Annotated in this window: 13 protein-coding genes; 9 read left to right on the top strand and 4 right to left on the bottom strand. The window is 62.7% G+C overall.

The genetic code is table 11. From position 1 onward, the window contains the following. The first annotated feature begins 20 nt into the window (after nt 1-20). The gene (argJ, locus tag FTO74_RS06920; RefSeq protein WP_162537486.1) at nt 21-1,244 is read left to right on the top strand and encodes a bifunctional glutamate N-acetyltransferase/amino-acid acetyltransferase ArgJ; all 1,224 of its coding nucleotides are present in this window, start codon (nt 21-23) and stop codon (nt 1,242-1,244) included. Nucleotides 1,245-1,307: 63 nt separating this feature from the next. Here argJ and FTO74_RS06915 read toward each other — a convergent pair whose 3' ends face one another. Beyond that, nucleotides 1,308-1,913, bottom strand: coding sequence for an AAA family ATPase (locus FTO74_RS06915; RefSeq protein WP_162537485.1), 606 nt, complete (start codon nt 1,911-1,913; stop codon nt 1,308-1,310). A 24-nt stretch (nt 1,914-1,937) separates the two neighbouring features. Beyond that, nucleotides 1,938-2,900: a zinc-binding alcohol dehydrogenase family protein gene (locus tag FTO74_RS06910; protein ID WP_162537484.1), complete on the bottom strand. Its 963-nt coding sequence runs from the start codon at nt 2,898-2,900 to the stop codon at nt 1,938-1,940. 124 nt (nt 2,901-3,024) lie between these two features. On the opposite strand from FTO74_RS06910, the gene FTO74_RS06905 reads away from it, so the two are divergent. The 4 genes from FTO74_RS06905 to FTO74_RS06890 all read left to right on the top strand — a co-directional run bounded on the left by FTO74_RS06905 (nt 3,025) and on the right by FTO74_RS06890 (nt 9,248). Beyond that, entirely contained in the window at nt 3,025-3,516 is a 492-nt protein-coding gene (locus tag FTO74_RS06905) for a hypothetical protein (protein WP_162537483.1), read from the top strand. A 142-nt stretch (nt 3,517-3,658) separates the two neighbouring features. Beyond that, the gene (gene aceE, locus FTO74_RS06900; protein WP_162537482.1) at nt 3,659-6,322 is read left to right on the top strand and encodes a pyruvate dehydrogenase (acetyl-transferring), homodimeric type; all 2,664 of its coding nucleotides are present in this window, start codon (nt 3,659-3,661) and stop codon (nt 6,320-6,322) included. Between the two features lie 84 nt (nt 6,323-6,406). Next, nucleotides 6,407-7,201 (top strand): thiamine pyrophosphate-dependent enzyme, encoded by a 795-nt coding sequence (locus FTO74_RS06895; protein ID WP_162537481.1) that lies wholly within the window; start codon nt 6,407-6,409, stop codon nt 7,199-7,201. Between the two features lie 76 nt (nt 7,202-7,277). Continuing rightward, nucleotides 7,278-9,248 (top strand): capsule assembly Wzi family protein, encoded by a 1,971-nt coding sequence (locus FTO74_RS06890; protein WP_345934132.1) that lies wholly within the window; start codon nt 7,278-7,280, stop codon nt 9,246-9,248. Nucleotides 9,249-9,316: 68 nt separating this feature from the next. Here FTO74_RS06890 and FTO74_RS06885 read toward each other — a convergent pair whose 3' ends face one another. Next, a complete protein-coding gene (locus FTO74_RS06885; protein ID WP_162537480.1) occupies nt 9,317-10,276 on the bottom strand; it encodes a UDP-glucuronic acid decarboxylase family protein in 960 nt (319 codons plus the stop codon). 128 nt (nt 10,277-10,404) lie between these two features. Further along, the gene (locus FTO74_RS06880) at nt 10,405-11,817 is read right to left on the bottom strand and encodes a UDP-glucose/GDP-mannose dehydrogenase family protein (protein ID WP_162537479.1); all 1,413 of its coding nucleotides are present in this window, start codon (nt 11,815-11,817) and stop codon (nt 10,405-10,407) included. Between the two features lie 203 nt (nt 11,818-12,020). On the opposite strand from FTO74_RS06880, the gene FTO74_RS06875 reads away from it, so the two are divergent. The 4 genes from FTO74_RS06875 to FTO74_RS06860 all read left to right on the top strand — a co-directional run bounded on the left by FTO74_RS06875 (nt 12,021) and on the right by FTO74_RS06860 (nt 17,342). Beyond that, the gene (locus FTO74_RS06875) at nt 12,021-14,306 is read left to right on the top strand and encodes a polysaccharide biosynthesis tyrosine autokinase (protein ID WP_162537478.1); all 2,286 of its coding nucleotides are present in this window, start codon (nt 12,021-12,023) and stop codon (nt 14,304-14,306) included. Beyond that, a complete protein-coding gene (locus FTO74_RS06870) occupies nt 14,303-15,385 on the top strand; it encodes a polysaccharide biosynthesis/export family protein (protein ID WP_162537477.1) in 1,083 nt (360 codons plus the stop codon). Before FTO74_RS06875 ends, FTO74_RS06870 begins: the two co-directional genes overlap by 4 nt. A gap of 125 nt (nt 15,386-15,510) precedes the next feature. Then, the gene (locus tag FTO74_RS06865) at nt 15,511-16,698 is read left to right on the top strand and encodes a glycosyltransferase (RefSeq protein ID WP_162537476.1); all 1,188 of its coding nucleotides are present in this window, start codon (nt 15,511-15,513) and stop codon (nt 16,696-16,698) included. 5 nt (nt 16,699-16,703) lie between these two features. Beyond that, entirely contained in the window at nt 16,704-17,342 is a 639-nt protein-coding gene (locus FTO74_RS06860; protein ID WP_162537475.1) for a putative colanic acid biosynthesis acetyltransferase, read from the top strand. Nucleotides 17,343-17,383: the final 41 nt, after the last annotated feature.

The following is a 17,383-nucleotide window of genomic DNA, read 5'->3' as shown; positions in this document are numbered from 1 at the left end:
CCGGGTTATAGAGTATTGGAATGGATAAGAGTTTAGAACAGGTGGGCGCGCTGCCACGGGGGTTCGAGTGGGGCGCGGTGAAGGCTGGGATCAAGGCCAGCGGCAAGCTGGATGTTGCGGTGGCGCGGGCTCCGAAGGGCGCGAACGCGGCGGCGATGTTTACGCGCAACCGGATGGTGGCCGCGCCGGTGACGGTGGGGCGGCGGCACCTGGCGGCGACGGGCGGACGGGTCTCCGTGGTGCTGGTGAACGCGGGCAACGCCAACTGCGCGACCGGTGAGCCGGGGATCGCGGCGTGTCTCGAGAGCTGCAAGGCGGCGGGCGACCAGTTCGGGTGCATCTTCGACGAGGTCTTCCCTTCTTCGACCGGGATCATCGGGGTTCCGCTGCCGGTGGAGAAGCTGATCGGCGCGCTGCCGTCGGCGGCTGCGGCGCTGGGCGCGACGGCGGCTCATGCCGAGACCTTCGCCACGGCGATCATGACCACCGACACGCGGATGAAGGTGGCGCGGGCGACGATCGAGACGGACGACGGGCCGGTGTATATCTTCGGCGCGGCCAAGGGCGCGGGGATGATCTATCCGCAACTGGGGCCACCGCACGCGACCATGCTGGTCTACCTTTTTACCGACCTGGTTGCGCAGCCGACTGACCTGCGCGAGATGATGGAACCGGCGGTCGAGAGCAGTTTCAACAGCATCTCGATTGACGGTGACACTTCGACCAACGATACGGTGCTGCTACTGGCCAGCGGGGCCAGCGGGGTTGGGCTGGACGAGCGGGTTTCGGTGGCGTTTGCGAACGCCCTGCGGCTGGTCTGCGGCAGCCTCGCGCACCAGATCGTCGATGACGGCGAAGGCGTCGGCCACGTGGTGACGTTACAGATCAACGGTGCGGCCAGCTATGCGGACGCCAAGGCCGTGGCCCAGACCATCGCCCACTCGCCGCTGTGCAAGACGGCGTGGTCGAGCGCGGACCCGAACTGGGGACGGCTGCTGGCCGCCGCGGGACGGTCGGGAGTGGCGCTCGATCCGGCTGCGACGAGGATATGGATCGGCGCGGAGCCGGTCTTCGAGAACGGAGTGCGGTCGCCGCTCTACAACGAGGCCGCGGCGCACCAGGTGATGCTGGCACGGGAGTACACCATCACGCTCGATCTGGGCCAGGGCGAGGCGAGCTGCACCTTCCTGACCTGCGACCTGACGGAAGAGTACGTGAAGATCAACGCGGACTACTCCACTTAAAATCCGTTTAGAACCGTACCCTTTCAGGGGGAAGCCTGACGCGGATAAAGGGATCAAGGCGGACTAAAAACCAGAATAGTCTGGCTTTAATCCGCCTTGATTCTTTTGCGGTGTTCCTGACGCAACCTCGCTGAGGAAGCTGAGATTGAGTGTGCCGCTTATCTGTGCTGCGGCTTCAATCGGACTGTTGCGGCTCGTGTCGATTGTGAGACTGGGCTTTGGCATGTGCGATGTATCGAACTCTCCGGCAGCCTGCAACTTCTCAAACAGGGGGAGAGAGCTTAGCTTTCGATACTGCAATCGTGAAGGGCTATCGATCCGGCGTTTCAACTCGTCGAGCGGACAGGCCAGCTCGACAAAATCCACCTGTCCGCCGTATCCGGTGACGATGTCCACCGTCTGCTCAACGAACTTCGGCCGCACCGTTCTCTCCGGATTGAAGGTGAAGATCAAACCCGGCAACTGACTACGGCAGGCTTGGCTGAAGACCGAAAGCCATATCTCCTCGCGCAGTTCTACGAAGGGCGCGCTGCCGAACTCGAACGTCGAAAGCAGGAGATCGACTACAAGGTGATTGTGAAAGAGCTTGTAACCAGTCCGCTTCGATAACTCCTGCGCAACCGTGAGCTTGCCAGTCGCGGGTAATCCATAGATGAAAATAAGCCTCATGGAATGTTCCTCTTTGACTTGCTCTCAGGGCAGGAAGACGAGGCGGGCTCCCTGCTCTTTGGTGTTCCAGAGAGCGGCGACGTCACTGAGCGGGGCTGACTTTACCTCGAAGTGGAAGGGTTTGACGGCGGCTGCGGCGAAGAACTCGGTGACGGCCTGGCGGATCTGGTCGAAGGAGGCGCTGCCGAAGCCGCTGCCCAGGATCTCGAGCGCAGTGCTGCGCAGGAGAGAGCCGGGGAGGGAGATTTTTCTTCCGGCGCTCTCGCCGATCTGCACGTGGCGCACCCGGGAGGTCGCGTGCTGGAGGCCCTTCTGGGCGATTGCCTCGAAGACGGCCTCGGCGGGTGGTCCCCAGAGGTAGTCGAGCACCACGTTTACGCCGTTGACGGCCCACTCGCTGCGAATGTTCTCGACCAGGGCGTCGTGGGGCTGGTCGAGCGAGATAACGGCGTCCGCGCCGAGCGACTTCAGCTCCTCGAGCGCCTGCGGGTTGCGTCCGGCGGCGATCACGCGGGCCGCGCCGAGGCGCTTGGCGATCTGCACGGCCATCTGACCAGCGCTGCCGGTGGCTCCGAGGATCAGGACCGTCTCGCCCGCCACGAACTTTGCCCGTGCCGTGAGCGCGACCCAGCCGGACATGGCCGGGTTAGCGATGCCCGCGCAGGTGGCGTCATCGAGCGCGTCGGGCAGCGTCAGGCACATGGCCGGGGAGGCGAGCGCCAGCTCGGCCATGGTGCCGAAGGGCGAGCGGACTCCGCCGAAGTAGACGCGGGTGCCGTCTTCGAGGCGTCCTACTCCGTCGACGCCGGGGATGAAGGGGAACTGGCCGGTGCTGCCGTAGTGGCTTCCGTTGGCCAGAGAGCGGACGATGGGGTGGAGTCCGGCGGCGAGGACCTTGACGAGCTTTTCTTCCTGCTGCGGTGTGGGGTCGGCGAAGGTGGTGAAGCTGGGAGGCGCGGTGAAGGTGGTGACGACGGCTGCGTTCATGGCGGGGTCCTCTTCGGTTGAGGCCAGGCTAACATTCTTCCCGGCACAGATTTGTGATTAGGGGGGAAAAGCACGCGGCTGATCATCTTAGTCCCAAATGTAGTCCCCTATACTGATAGACCGTATGCGCCTGCCTACCTTCCGGACAACGCTCGCTCTGATCGGCGTGACTGCGCTCTTTGCTCTATCGCTTCAGCAACCGGCGATTCTCTTTAGGCGAATGTCTACTGCCGGTCCGAGAAACGCCATGATTCCCGCAGGCTACGTAGTCAAAACGGGTAAGCAGATGGCCCTTGGCGGACTACTTGGTCCCCTTCTTGGCAATTTTGCCGTTCTCGCGAACCCTCTCCTCTTGGTGGGCTGCATTTTGATTCTGTTTCGGAGGACGGGCGAAGCCATACTCTGCCTTGCTTTAGCCGTGATCTTCGCTTTGCAAACTTTTCAATTGAGGGTGCAGCCCTATCACGAGGACGAGGGTGGCGTCTTTCTTTCGTATATGATTCACCCCCTGACCGGCTGGTACTGCTGGTTCGGCTCGATCTTGCTGGCCTTGACCTTGGCCTGCGTGCAGCAATGGTCTGACCATAGAACAGCCGGAGACCAAAATCCGGGATGAATACAGGTCGAATTTAGTCCGGGTTCCGGCGTATGATCGGAATGAACTTTCGGCGACGTGATTTTTCCCTTAAATACAACTATCTTTATTGGGACGACACACGTCGTCATAAACCTGAAGCAAGCGAGAACCGGATACGCCCATGACAACAAAGCTTGATGTAGCCGCCCAGCAGGACTTTACCGCAGAGGTTGCGGAGTGGATTGAGGCGTTCGACGAAGTAGTCGCGAACGACTGGGAGCATGGAGCCGAACTGATCTCGGCGCTCAGGCAGCGGGCGGGCGAGGCCGGTGTGCCCGTCGCCACCGAGATGACGACGCCGTACCGGAACACCATTCCGAAGCACGACGAGGTTCCCTACCCCGGCGACCGCGCGCTCGAGACACGGGTCGAATCGCTCATCCGCTGGAACGCGATGGCGATGGTGCATAAGCAGAACAAGTACGACGCCGGTATCGGCGGACACATCTCGACGTACTCGTCGTTGGCGACGCTGCTGGAGGTGGGCTTCAACCACTTCTTCCGGGCCAGCTACGGCAATCAGCCGGGCGACTTCGTCTACTTCCAGGGCCACTCCTCGCCGGGCGTCTACGCTCGCTCGTTCCTCGAGGGCCGCTTTGACGAGTCGCGACTGAAGAACTTCCGCCACGAGCTTCGCGGCGAGCCGGGCCTTTCGAGCTATCCGCACCCCTGGCTGATGAAGGATTACTGGAGCTTCCCCACCGTCTCGATGGGTATTGGGCCGCTGAATGCGATCTACCAGGCGCGGTTCATGCGCTACCTCGAGAACCGCAAGCTAATCGAGAAGACCGACCGCAAGATCTGGGCGTTTATCGGCGACGGCGAGACGGACGAGGTGGATACGCTGGGCGCGATCTCGCTGGGCACACGCGAGAAGCTGGACAACCTGATCTTCGTGGTGAACTGCAATTTGCAGCGGCTGGACGGGCCGGTGCGCGGCAACAAGCGCATCATCGACGAGCTGGAGGGCGTCTTCCGCGGCGCGGGCTGGAACGTCATCAAGGTCATCTGGGGCGGCGACTGGGATGAGCTGTTTGCCCGCGACCACACCGGGCTGCTGCTGCGCCGGATGGAAGAGTGCGTCGACGGCGACTACCAGACCTACAAGGCCAAGGACGGCGCATATCTGCGCAAGGAGTTCTTCGGCAAGTATCCCGAGCTGCTGGAGCTGGTGAAGGACTACACCGACGCGCAGCTCGAGCTGCTGCACCGCGGCGGGCACGATCCGCAGAAGGTCTACAACGCCTACAAGCGGGCGACCGAGCACAAGGGCGGGCCGACGGTGATCCTGGCGAAGACCGTGAAGGGCTTCGGCCTGGGCACGGCGCAGTCGCGCAACGCCACGCACAGCGAGAAGAAGCTGGCCGACGACGCGCTGGCCGCGTTCGTGAAGCGGTTCGACATTCCCGTGCCCGAGCACGCGGCCAAGGACGGCGAGTTCTACCGTCCGGCGCAGGACTCGCCGGAGATCGTCTACATGCAGGCGCGGCGTGCGGAGCTGGGCGGATACCTGCCGCAGCGCGTGGTGCCGAAGCTCGACTTCAAGGCTCCGGAGCTGGACTTCTACAAGGACTGGCTGGGTGGCTCGAAGGGCCGCGCCGTCTCGACCACGATGGGCTTCGTGAACCTGCTGAACGGTCTGTTGAAGAACCCCACGGTGGGCAAGCTGGTTGTACCGATTGTGCCCGACGAGGGCCGCACCTTCGGCTTCGAGTCGGTGATGAAGGCCGTGGGTATCTACGCTCCCGATGGGCAGAAGTACACGCCGCACGACGCCGACATGCTGCTGCGCTACTCGGAGAAGAAGGACGGGCAGATTCTGGAGGAGGGCATCACCGAAGCGGGTTCGATGGCCTCGTTCACGGCCGCCGGAACGTCGTACTCCAACTACGCGGTGCCGATGATTCCCTTCTACATGTACTACTCAATGTTCGGCTTCCAGCGCATTGGCGACATGGCATGGGCGTTTGCGGACTCGCGCGGCAAGGGCTTCCTGATGGGCGGCACCGCTGGCCGCACGACCATGCTCGGTGAGGGCTTGCAGCACCAAGATGGACACAGCATCGTGCTCTCAAGCACCATCCCGACGTGCCTGACCTACGACCCCGCCTACGTATATGAGCTGGCGGTGGTGTTGCAGGACGGCATCAAGCGCATGTATGAGGACGGCGAGGACTGCTTCTACTACGTGACGATGTATAACGAGGACTACGCCATGCCGGCAATGCCCGAGGGCTGCCGCGAGGGCATCCTGAAGGGTCTGTACAAGTTCAAGGCGGCGGCGTCCGAGGCGACGGTGCAGCTCTTCGGCTCCGGCCCCATCCTGAACGAGGTGCTGAAGGCGCAGGAGATTCTGGCCGAGAAGTACGGTGTCCAGGCCGATGTCTGGAGCGTGCCGAGCTACGTCGAGGTGCGGCGCGATGCGCTGGCGGTGGAGCGTTGGAACCGTCTGCATCCGGCTGAGACCGCGCGCAAGAGCTATCTCGAGACCGTGCTCGAAGGCGCGAAGGGACCGATCATCGCAGCCAGCGACTACATGAAGACTATTCCGGACTCGCTTTCGCCCTGGTTGCAGTCGCGGCTGGTGACGCTGGGTACGGACGGCTTTGGCCGCTCGGATAACCGCGAGCACCTGCGGCGGCACTTTGAGGTGGATGCTCCGTCGATTGTGGCGGCGACGCTCTCGAAGCTGGCACGTGATGGAGCCTACGACGCGGGCAAGGCTCAGGCGGCGATGGCGGAACTTGGAGTGAACTCCGAGATTGGCGATCCGTTCCGGGCTTAAGGCAATAGAATCAAAGCCACCGTGGCGCAGGCTGCGGTGGCTTTTTCTTTGGGTGCTGGTTCACTGACTATTTGGGGAGAGACGATGGCTGCGAAGCCGTTTGAGAACCCGCTGATCCGCAACGTGCGGCTGCGGGAGATGTACACGGTGATGGTGGAGGCTCGGGTTCTGAGCCGTCAGATGCGGCGGCAGCACACCGGCTTCGCGCCGGGGCTTGAGGCCTGCTGGGTGGCGACCGCGATCGACCTGCACGAGGGCGACCTGACCAGCGACGCGGGCGTGGGGCCGCTGCCGGGCTACGTAAGGGATGCCGCGCGCGCGCAGGCCAAGGTGCTGGCGGCGACGCTGCGCGGAGAGAGCGGCGAGGGCAGGCTGGGCGGCTCTTTCTCGCCCGTCAAGCGGATGTGGACCTCGATTGGAGCGGCGATGGGCCTGCGCGCCTCGGGGGAGAAGGGTGTTCTGATGGCCTACGTCGGCGAGCGCGAGTTGAAGGATGCCGAGTGGAAGCGGGTGCTGCGCGCAGCGGCGGAGGCCGAGGCTCCGATCATCTTCGTGGTGCTGCCGGAGAAGAACGGCACCAGCGGGCTGGCGCGGCTGGCGAGCCGCTGCGGCGTGCCCGGCATTCCCGTCGATGCCAGCGATGCGGTGGCGATCTACCGGGTGGCGCAGGAATCCATCGTGCGCGCCAGGGCCGACAGCAAACCCGCTCTGATCGCGGGTGTTCCCTTCATTGCCGCGGGCAAGGCAAAGAAAGCCGCCGATCCGATTCAGTTGTTGGGAGAGCAGTTGATCGCCAAACAGGCGGCTACTCCGGCGTGGCTGGCCAAGGTGGAACCGCGCTGCCAGAGCAGGCTCGAGGCGGCTTTGGCGAAGCAGTAAATGCACGGGTTACACTGGAGGGGTTCGACCGGTCCGTATCCGTTTGGATCGACCGATCCCGATCCAAGAGGTATGCGTGCATAGAGGAAAAGTCATTCTGCTGGTCGGCCTGTGCATGGGCTCGCTGCCTGCCGCGGTCGCCCAGTCAGTGGCGCCGCAGGCGCCTGCGGCACCCGTTCCCGGAACCGACTCCACGACTCCGGTCTTCGTGCCCACACCAACTCCCCAATCCGTCGACCAGGTTGGGACGCGTCCGGCCTACAATCCTGATGTCAATAAGGAAAAAGCGCCGGGAAGCGCCGCTCCAGTGCCCACTCCGGCACCTCCTCCGGCAGTCGCGCCGTTGCACGGCAACCCCTACTCCGCGTGGCCGCCTTATGGCGCGCCCTGGTATCAGGACTATTACCACAGCGGAAAGTTCCCCGAGGGCCACCGCCAGAGCCATGACAGCTCGGTCTACATCCCAGTCGATAGCTGGATCTACCCCAAGGTGCTGCGGCTCTACTCGATGGGCTACATCGACACCACGTTTCTCTCGATGCGGCCCTGGACGCGGTTGAGCCTGCTGCACATGCTCGAGCAGTCGCAGGACGCCATCGTGAACGGCAACAACGGAGAGGCCCAGGAGATCCTGGCCAAGCTGCTGGATGAGCTTGCGGCCGAAACTCCGGCGAGCGGCTCGCGCGGCACCGTCTACGGCATGGAGTCGGCCTACGACCGGGTGATGGGCATCGGCGGCACCACGCTGCGCGATAGCTGGCACCTGGGCCAGTCCATCGTGAACGACTACGGACGGCCCTACCAGACGGGCTTCAACAACATCCTGGGCGCGTCGACGATCTCCGAGCACGGCCGCTTCTCGCTCTACGTGCGCGGCGAGTACGAGCACGCCCCCGGCGCGCCCGGCTACTCGCAGGCCCTCAGCAGCCAGCTCTCCACCATCGATCAGATCCCCTACTCCGGGTTCAACCTCAACCAGGCGACCATCCCTACCGGCCCGATCGACGCGGCCAATCCCTTCCGGCTGGTCGAGGCGACGCTCTCCTTCCACCTGCTGGGACACGAGATCTCGGGCGGCAAGTCCGACGCCTGGGAGGGGCCGGGGCTCGGCGGCGCGATGGCCTGGACCAACAACGCCGAGAACATGTACTCGTTCCGCATCAACCGCGTGGAGCCGCTGCATATTCCTTATATCTCCGCGCTGCTGGGACCGCTGCGCTACGACTTCTTCTACGGCAGCCTGAAGGGCCATACCTACCCCAACAACCCGTACGCCCACTCGGAGATGTTCTCGTTCCGCCCGACGAAGAACTTCGAGTTTACCTTCCAGCGTACGATCATCTTCGGCGGCGCGGGACATACGCCCGTGACCCTGCACAACTTCCTCAAGGGCTTCTTCGACACCAGCGATACAAACCAGTCGGAGAAGTTCGGGCGGAACGACCCCGGTGCCCGGTTCAGCGACTTCAGCTTCTCCTACCGGCTTCCCTTCGTCCGCGACCGCCTGACGCTCTACGCCGATGCGACGGCGCACGACGACGTAAGTCCGATCAGCGCGCCGCGCCGGGCGGGCATCCTCTCGGGGCTGTACCTGTCGCAGGTTCCCTATCTGCCCAAGCTCGACCTGCGCGCCGAGGCGGTCTACACCGACTACCCCACGCTGGCCAGCATCCACGGCGGCGGCAACTACTTCGAGACGGTCCAGCGCCAGGGGTACACGAACCAGGGCTTCCTGATGGGAGATTGGATCGGCCGCGAGGCCAAGGGAGGCCAGGTGTTTCTCACCTACCACCTCTCCGGCAACGAGTCGGTTCAGCTGGAGTACCTGAACAAGAAGACCGCGAAGGACTTTATCCCCGGCGGCACCACGCAGAACTCGTTCAAGGTCACTGTCACCAAGCGGCTCGGGCACGATCTGGAGCTGAACGGCTGGTACCAGTTCGAGCGCTGGAAGGCGCCGATTTATCTGCCCGGAGCGCAGAACGACTCGATTGGGGCGTTCCAGGTGACCTACTTCCCCAAGCTGCATGTCCTGCCGGGTAAGTAAGTTTTGGGGGAGACGACAAAGCCAGACCCAAGGGTCTGGCTTTGTCGCTATAGCAGCAGAACAGATGTCTAGCTGTGGGGCGCGGCCTCTGCACTTACGCAAGCCTTGAAGTACTCCAACGAGCGCTCCAGGCCGGAGCGGAGGTTCACCTGCGGCTCCCATCCGAGCAGCGCCTTCGCCTTGGTAATGTCGGGACGGCGGCGCGTGGGATCGTCCTGCGGGAGAGGCTTGAAGATCAACTCAACCTTTGCCCCGGTCACCGCAAGCACCTCGCTGGCGCACTCGAACATATTCCATTCAATCGGATTACCGATGTTGACCGGCGTGTGCTCGGTCACCTTCGAGAGCCGCATGATGCCCTCGATGAGGTCAGAGACGTAGCAGAAGCTGCGCGTCTGCAGGCCGTCGCCGTAGATGGTGAGCGGCTCGCCGCGCAGAGCCTGGGTCATCAGGTTCGAGATGACGCGGCCGTCGCTGCTCTGCAGGCGCGGGCCGTAGGTGTTGAAGATCCGGACCAGGCGGGTATCGACGCCGTGATAGCGGTGATAGGCCGTAACCGCCGCCTCGGAGAAGCGCTTGGCCTCGTCGTAGACCGAGCGCGGGCCGACAGGGTTGACGTTGCCCCAGTAGGTCTCGACCTGAGGATGTACCTCGGGGTCGCCGTAGCACTCGGAGGTGGAGGCGTGGAGGAAGCTCGCGTCGTACCTGTGGGCGATCTCAAGCGTGTTGATGGTGCCCGCCGAGCCGACCAGCAACGTCTCGATGCCCAGCCGGGAGTAGTCCACCGGGCTGGCGGGCGAGGCAAAGTTGAAGACGAAGTCTACCCGGCCCACGTCGAAGGGCTGACAGATATCCTTTTCGATCAACTGGAAGCGGCTCTCGTTGGCCAGATGAGCCACGTTAGCCAGGCTCCCGGTCGAGAGGTTGTCCACGCCGATGACGCTGTCGCCCTCGCCGAGGACGTAGTCACAGAGATGCGAGCCAAGGAATCCGGCTGCCCCTGTGATGAGTACTGTGCGCTTTCCCAATGCCACTCCTTCTTCCGTGGCCTCGCGATTGCGCCAGCGAGCCACGGGCTCACCTTCTCCCCGGCCAGGGTCTTATATGGATCCCTGGCCAGGCATATTTCCTGTTTACTGAGCCTGCCTGGCAGGCCTCAGAGTACTGAGCTACCCGCATACTCCCGCACCGGGAAGGTCGAGGGACGCCCGACGCTAACGTACGTAAAGCCATGCCGCAGCATCACCTGCGGGTCATAGAGATTGCGCCCGTCGAGGACGATCGGGTAGCGCAGCGTCGTGTAGAGCCGATCCAGGTCGAGGGTCGCAAACTCATCCCAGTCAGTCAGGATCAGCAGAGCGTCAGCATCGTGCGCCGCGGTGTACGCATCGGTGGCGTAGCGCAGTTGCGAGCTGGCGGGGAGCTTCTCCTCGGTACGCTTCATGGCGGCGGGATCGTAGGCCACGACCGAGCAGCCCTCGCCCAGCAACATGCCGACCAGGTCGATCGCCGGAGACTCGCGGATGTCGTCCGTCTCCCCCTTGAAGGCCAGGCCCAGCACCGCGATGCGCTTGCCGCGCAGCGTCCAGAGAGCCGAGCGCACCTTGGAGAGGAAGCGCTTCTTCTGCTGAACGTTGATCTTCTCCACCTCGGTCAGCAGGCCGAAGTCGATGCCCATCTGCTCGGCGACCGAGCGGAAGGCCGCTACGTCCTTCGGGAAGCAGGAGCCGCCATACCCGATGCCGGGGCGCAGGAACTTGGGCCCGATGCGGGAGTCCAGCCCCATGCCGCGCGCCACCTGCTCGACGTTAGCGTCGGTCGCCTCGCACAGGTTCGAGACCGCGTTGATAAAGGAGATCTTCATCGCAAGGAAGGCGTTTGAGGCGTGCTTGATGATCTCGGCGCTCTTGGTGGAGGTGTTGAGCAGCACGGGCGGCTCGTTCTGGTTGCAGATGCCGGTGATGTGGTCGGGCCGGGTATAGTACTCGCCACCGGTCAGCGGGGCGTAGATCTCGGCCAGTACGGCTGCGGCGCGCTCGCTGTCGGCGCCCACGACGATGCGATCCGGGTGCAGGAAGTCGGAGACTGCCGTTCCCTCGCGCAGAAACTCGGGGTTCGAAACGACGTCGAACATCTCACGCGCTACGCCATTGCGCTCGATGGCCCGGCGAATCCACTCGTTGGTATACACCGGCACGGTGGACTTCTCGACGATGACCTTATAGCTGGTGAGCGAGCGTGCGATCTCGCAGGCTACAGCCTCTACATACGAGAGATCGGCATCGCCGGTCTCGGATTGAGGCGTTCCGACCGCGATGAAGATCGCCTCGCACTCGCGGGTCGCCTCGGCCAGATCCGTCATAAAACGAACCTTGGCGTTGCGATAGCGATTCAGAAGCTCGGGAAGGAAGGTCTCGTGGATGAGGGTGTCCCCTCCCTGCAACGCCGCAACCTTGCGCTCGTCGTTATCGACGCAGATGACATCGTGCCCCATCTCAGCGAAGCAGACTGCAGCGACCAGGCCGACATATCCCGATCCGACGACGGCGATTTGTATTTTCTTGCTCATATCAGTAAAGGCTCTCTCAGTATTCTTTTTCCAGAAAATCGGTTCGAGCCTTTGTAGTGTAACGGACGCGAAGCCAATTTGATCTCACAGGAGAATGGAGCGAGACGCGGATCGGAGAATTGATCGAGTCTTTATGAAATCATTGACCCAACTACGACAGCATTGCTTTCAGATTTACATGAAGTCGTTTAGAATCGGGGCACATGACGCCGGATGCCAGTCAAGACGCCACCGCTGTAGGAGCTCCCCGCCCCACCTTCTCCTTCAGCGCTCCCGAATCAACTGATACAACCCTCTCCGAAGCGCTGGTTGTCTTGCGCAAACGGCGCTGGGTCCTCATCGTCGCCATCATTCTCGGCGTACTGGGAGGCTTGTATCGAGGTTTTACCGAGCCGCGTCTGTACGTGGCCACCGGTAGAATCCAGGTTCACTCCTCCAGCTCCGCCAGCGAATACAAGATGAACGTCGCCACAGCCGCCATGGGGGGAGACGAAGACTCCCAGACCAAGCTGCAGTCCGAGGTTTCCATCCTGCAGAGCGACAGTCTGATGGCATCGCTCGCGCGCGAGCTGAATCTGGTCAATAACCCGGATTTCCTCGAAACCCGTGACCCCATCCAGCACAAGAGCATGGATGATCTGGCGGTGCGCGAAGGTGTCATCAAGACCCTGAAGGGAAACCTGACGGTTGCCCTGGTCCCCAAGACCGACATCATCAAGATCAGCTACAGCAGCCTGAACGCCAAGCTGTCGGCAGACATCGTCAATAAGCTGATCGCCGATTACATCCAGCGCAGCTATGAGAGCCGCTTTGCCTCCACACAGCGGGTGTCGCAGTGGCTGTCGGGACAGCTCGATGACCTGAAGCAGAAGGTCGAGACCTCGCAGCAGCGGATGCTGGACTTGCAGAGGAAGCTCGGCGTACTGGGAGTCGATAGCAGCCACGACGAGATCGCCGCCGCCATCGAGGATCTACAGAAGGCTGCCGGAGTCGCTCGTCTACAGCGAATCGTCTCGGAGGCGCGCTACCGGCTGCTCGCGGGCATGGATCCGGACGCCATGGAAGGCTCGATTGACATCCCCATGAATCCGGGCATAAACAATCTCCCTCCGCCCGCTCTCACCTCGCTGCGCCAGTCGCTGGCCACTGCGAAGTCGAACTACGCCATGCTGGAAGGCACGCTCGGGGTCAATCATCCCCAGGCGCTGGCGTCCAGGGCTCAGATTGACGAACTGTCCAAAGAGGTCACCGCCGAGCAAAATCGGCTGCTGGAGCAGGCAAAGCAAAACTTTGAGCTGGCGAAGTCCAACCAGACCCAGACTGAATCCGTCCTCGAAGCGCAGAAGACAGCCGCGTACAAGATGCGGGACGACCTGGTGGAATACACCTTGCGGCAGCGCGAGTTTGAGTCTGACCGGACGCTCTACGAAGGGCTTCTGCAGCGACTGCGCTCGGCGGGCGTCGAGGCTGGGCTCGAGTCGATGGAGGTCGATATCGTCGACCAGGCCATTCCACCGGCACGACCGACGATGCGCTCGAAGTCGTTCGACCTGCTGCTTGCCAGCCTCGTCGCTCTGATTATCGGCGTCCTCCTCGCCTTCCTGCTGGAGAATCTCGACACCGGCCTGCGCAGCATCGCGGAGATTGAAGCGATCACCGAGCTGCCGTCGCTGGCCATCATTCCCCGGTCGCGCCGCTCCACAGCCGAGCAGCTTGCGGGCATGACGACCGTGGAGCGCAACATCAACGTGCTGACCCAGCCCAAGTCCCAGTTCACGGAGTCCTTCCGCTCTCTGCGGACCGCACTGCTGCTCTCCATGAGCGAGGGCCGCGAACCGAAGTACATCCTGTTCACCAGCGCGACGCCATCGGAAGGCAAGACGACGGCGGCCACCAACCTAGCGACCGTGATGGCGCAGGGAGATGCCCGCGTGCTGCTGATCGACGCCGACCTGCGCCGGCCCAACGTTCACCACCGCTTCGGCCTGGCCGGCAAGCTGGGGCTCAGCACTATTCTCAGCGGCTCCTCGACCCTCGAGAACTCCGTTCAGAATGTGCCCGAGGTACCCAACCTGGATGTTCTGGCCAGTGGGCCGGTACCTCCCTTCCCTACCGAGATGTTGAGCTCCGAGTCCATGTCCCAACTGCTCGCCAAGGCCGGCCAGATGTATGGATACGTCATCATCGACTCGCCTCCGATCCTGTCGGTGACGGACGGCGTGCTGCTGGCGCGCCAGTCGGATATCACGGTGCTCGTCATACGCCACGGCAAGTCCAGCAAGCCCGTGGTACGACGGGCGCGCGATCTACTCGTACGCTCGGGCGCACCGCTCTCCGGTATCGTCCTCAACGCGGTCGATCTGAACTCGCCCGAGTACTACGGTTACTACGGCTACTCCGGATACTCCTACACCAGCGTCGATTCCTCGGGCTGGGAGTCCAAGGGGGCTCCGACCGAGCACCGCAACGGGAAGAAGGGCAACCGATGATGATGCCTAAGATGACTCCAATATCGCGGCGGCTTCTGAAGGGCGTCTTGTTCGCCTGTATGCTGTCCAGCCTGACCAACCTTGGACACGCGCAGTTCAGCGGCCCCTCGCTCAGCGCGCCTTCCGTCGCGCCTGTCATGTCTCCACCCACCACCGATCCTGCGATCTTATATCCTGGGCCTCGGGATCTTCAGATCCTTCCTGGAGATGGGCTGGCGATCCACCTGTTCGCGACTCCTGACTATGACTACAGCATGCGTGTGGCAATCGATGGAACGGTTCTGCTACCCCTCATCGGTAGCGTCAACCTGAACGGCTTGACCATTACCGAGGCACAACTGCTAATCGCGAAGCGTCTGAAGGATGCCGGAATGTACCGCAATCCTCAGGTCGTGATTCAGCTGATAGATGCTCCCGGCCAGTTCGTCACAATCACCGGAGAGATGCACGCAGTGATTCCGGTCCTTGGCGAGCGCCACCTGTTCGATATTCTGGCAGCGGCGGGAGGAAGCGGCAACGCATCCAATCTAAACAACCTCGGAGCGACCTACGGACAAGCCACAGCCGGAGGCGGCGGCGGTTCAACCCTGCCGCCATCGGCGAGCCATATCATTACCATCCTGCGGTCGGGCCAACCCAAGCCGATCGTGGTCGACATCGGCACCGACCCGGAGACCGCCGCTAAAGCCAACATCCCTATCTTCCCTCGGGATACGATCATCGTCTCCCGCATCGGCGTCGTCTACGTTGTGGGTGCCTTCAAAACCCAGGGGGCGATCCCTCTCGTGCAGAACTCGCCCCTGACCCTGATGCAGGTCGCCGCACTGAGCGGCGGCGTCGGCTATGAGGCTCGTAATAACGATCTTCGCATCGTGCGCACGATCGGTCTGGAGCGCAAGATGATCCAGGTGAATATCCTGAAGGTGCTGCGCGGCAAAGAGCCCGATCCAGTGCTGCAGGCAGACGATATTATCTTCCTGCCGTCTGTCCCCATCAAGGCGGCGATCAAGTCCGGTGGTCTTGGCACCGTACTGGGCGCAGCATCCATTCTTTCTTACGCGCTCATCAACAGCCGCTAACATGAGACCGAGTCATGGGCAGCGCACGTTCAGAAGACGTGGCGCTGCCTCTTGCAGCCGCCTCTCTCAAAGTCATACAGGCAAGATCGGCAGCTTCGCGAGGCCGGAGCACTTCAGGGGAGATTATGCGCATTCTTCACGTCATGGCGACCGTCAATCCTGATGCCGGAGGGCCGTCTGAGTCGGTACGGGTACTGATGAGCTTCAAATCTATCGGCTACGACGGCGAGGTGGTATCGTCCGACGATCCCAATGCACCCTTCCTCAAGAGCCTGCCCTTCCCTGTCCACGCGCTCGGCCCTGTCTCCACCACCTACGCGTACAACAGCAAGCTCGTCCCCTGGATCAAGCAGAACCGCCATCGCTTCGACGGCATCGTGGTCAATGGGCTGTGGACCTACGGCGGGCGGGCAGCCAAACAAGCGCTCGAGGGGAAAAAACCCTACCTCGTCTTCTGCCACGGGATGCTCGATCCCTACTTCAAGCGCAAGTTCCCGCTCAAGCACATGAAAAAGTGGGTCTACTGGGCGCTGGCGGAGTACTGGGTGTTGCGCGGGGCCTACCGGGTACTGTTTACCACGCGGGCGGAGAGCCGCCTCGCCGAGCAGAGCTTCTGGCTGCATCGCTGGACCGGGCACACCGTTCCCTATGGCGCCAGCCGTCCGGCGACAGGCACCGCCGTAGGCGAGCAGGTCGAGGAGTTCTACAACGTATGCCCGGAGGTTCGCGGGAAGCGCTTCATCCTGTATCTCGGGCGTATCCACCGCAAAAAAGGCTGCGATCTGCTGATCGAGGCATTCGTCAAGCTCGCCGGGCAGGATCCTGAGTTGCACCTGGTCATGGCCGGTCCCGACCAGCAAGGCTGGGGCAAAGATCTAAAGGAGATCGTCCGCAAGGGCGGTCTCGAAGACCGCGTCCACTGGCCGGGAATGTTGAAGGGCAACGTCAAATGGGGCGCTTTTCGTGCCTGTGAGGCGTTTATTCTGCCCTCGCACCAGGAGAACTTCGGTATCGCGGTAGCCGAGGCGCTGGCCTGCGGCAGGCCCGCGCTGCTCTCGGACCAGGTCAACATCGCCCCGGAGATCGCCGAGTACGGCGCCGGGCTGATGGAGCCCGACACACAGTCCGGAACCGAGAACCTGCTCTCCCGCTGGATCGCCACTCCCTCCGCAGAGCGGCAGGCGATGAGCGAACGGGCGCTGGTCTGCTTCGACGAACGCTACGATATGCAGCGGAACGCCGAGACGATCATTCGCCTCATCGGAGAGGCCCAGGCCGAGCGCAACTACCCCAAAGCGGTGACTGAGGCATAGCCGTCATGGCCAAGCAGGCAAGCTACAACGCGGCAGAGCACATCTCGGCAGATACGGCGGAAGACGCTTATCTGCGTCCTGCTTTCAGCTTCGAAACCCGCCTGAGACGCATGTTCTGGAACCTATGCTGGCTGCTCCTGTACCGCCTTTCGCCGCGTCCGTTTCACGCGTGGCGGACGCTGCTGCTAAGGGCGTTTGGCGCGAAGATGGGGCCGAACTGCCACTTCTATCCCGGATCGAAGGTCTGGGCTCCCTGGAACCTGATCTGCGCGGACCAGGTGACGGCTGCGGACGGGGCCGAGATCTACAATCCCGCGCCGATGCGATTCGGCTCGCACATGATCGTCTCCCAGGATGCCTATCTCTGCGGGGCGACCCATGACTTCGACGATCCGGCCTTCCCCCTGCTCGCCTATGAGATGAGCTTTGGGGCTTACTCCTGGGTCTGTGCGCGGGCCTCAGTGGCTCCTGGAGTCAATGTGGGGGAGGGAGCGGTGTTGGGGCTGGCCTCGGTCGCAACCCGCAACCTGGAGCCCTGGGGGGTATATGCGGGCGCTCCCGCGGTGAAGGTTAAAGAGCGGAAAAGACCTGTCCTGCCGGACGAACCCGCCGCGCTCGGGACGGGCGTTCACACACCTTCTTAAAACTTCGCGCTGTCCTCCCGTTGGCCGGAATGAAAGATCTT

Source organism: Granulicella sp. WH15, from assembly GCF_009914315.1.
GTDB lineage: Bacteria > Acidobacteriota > Terriglobia > Terriglobales > Acidobacteriaceae > Edaphobacter.
Note: the sequence above shows the minus strand (reverse complement) of the source record. Positions and strands in the feature narration are given on the sequence as shown.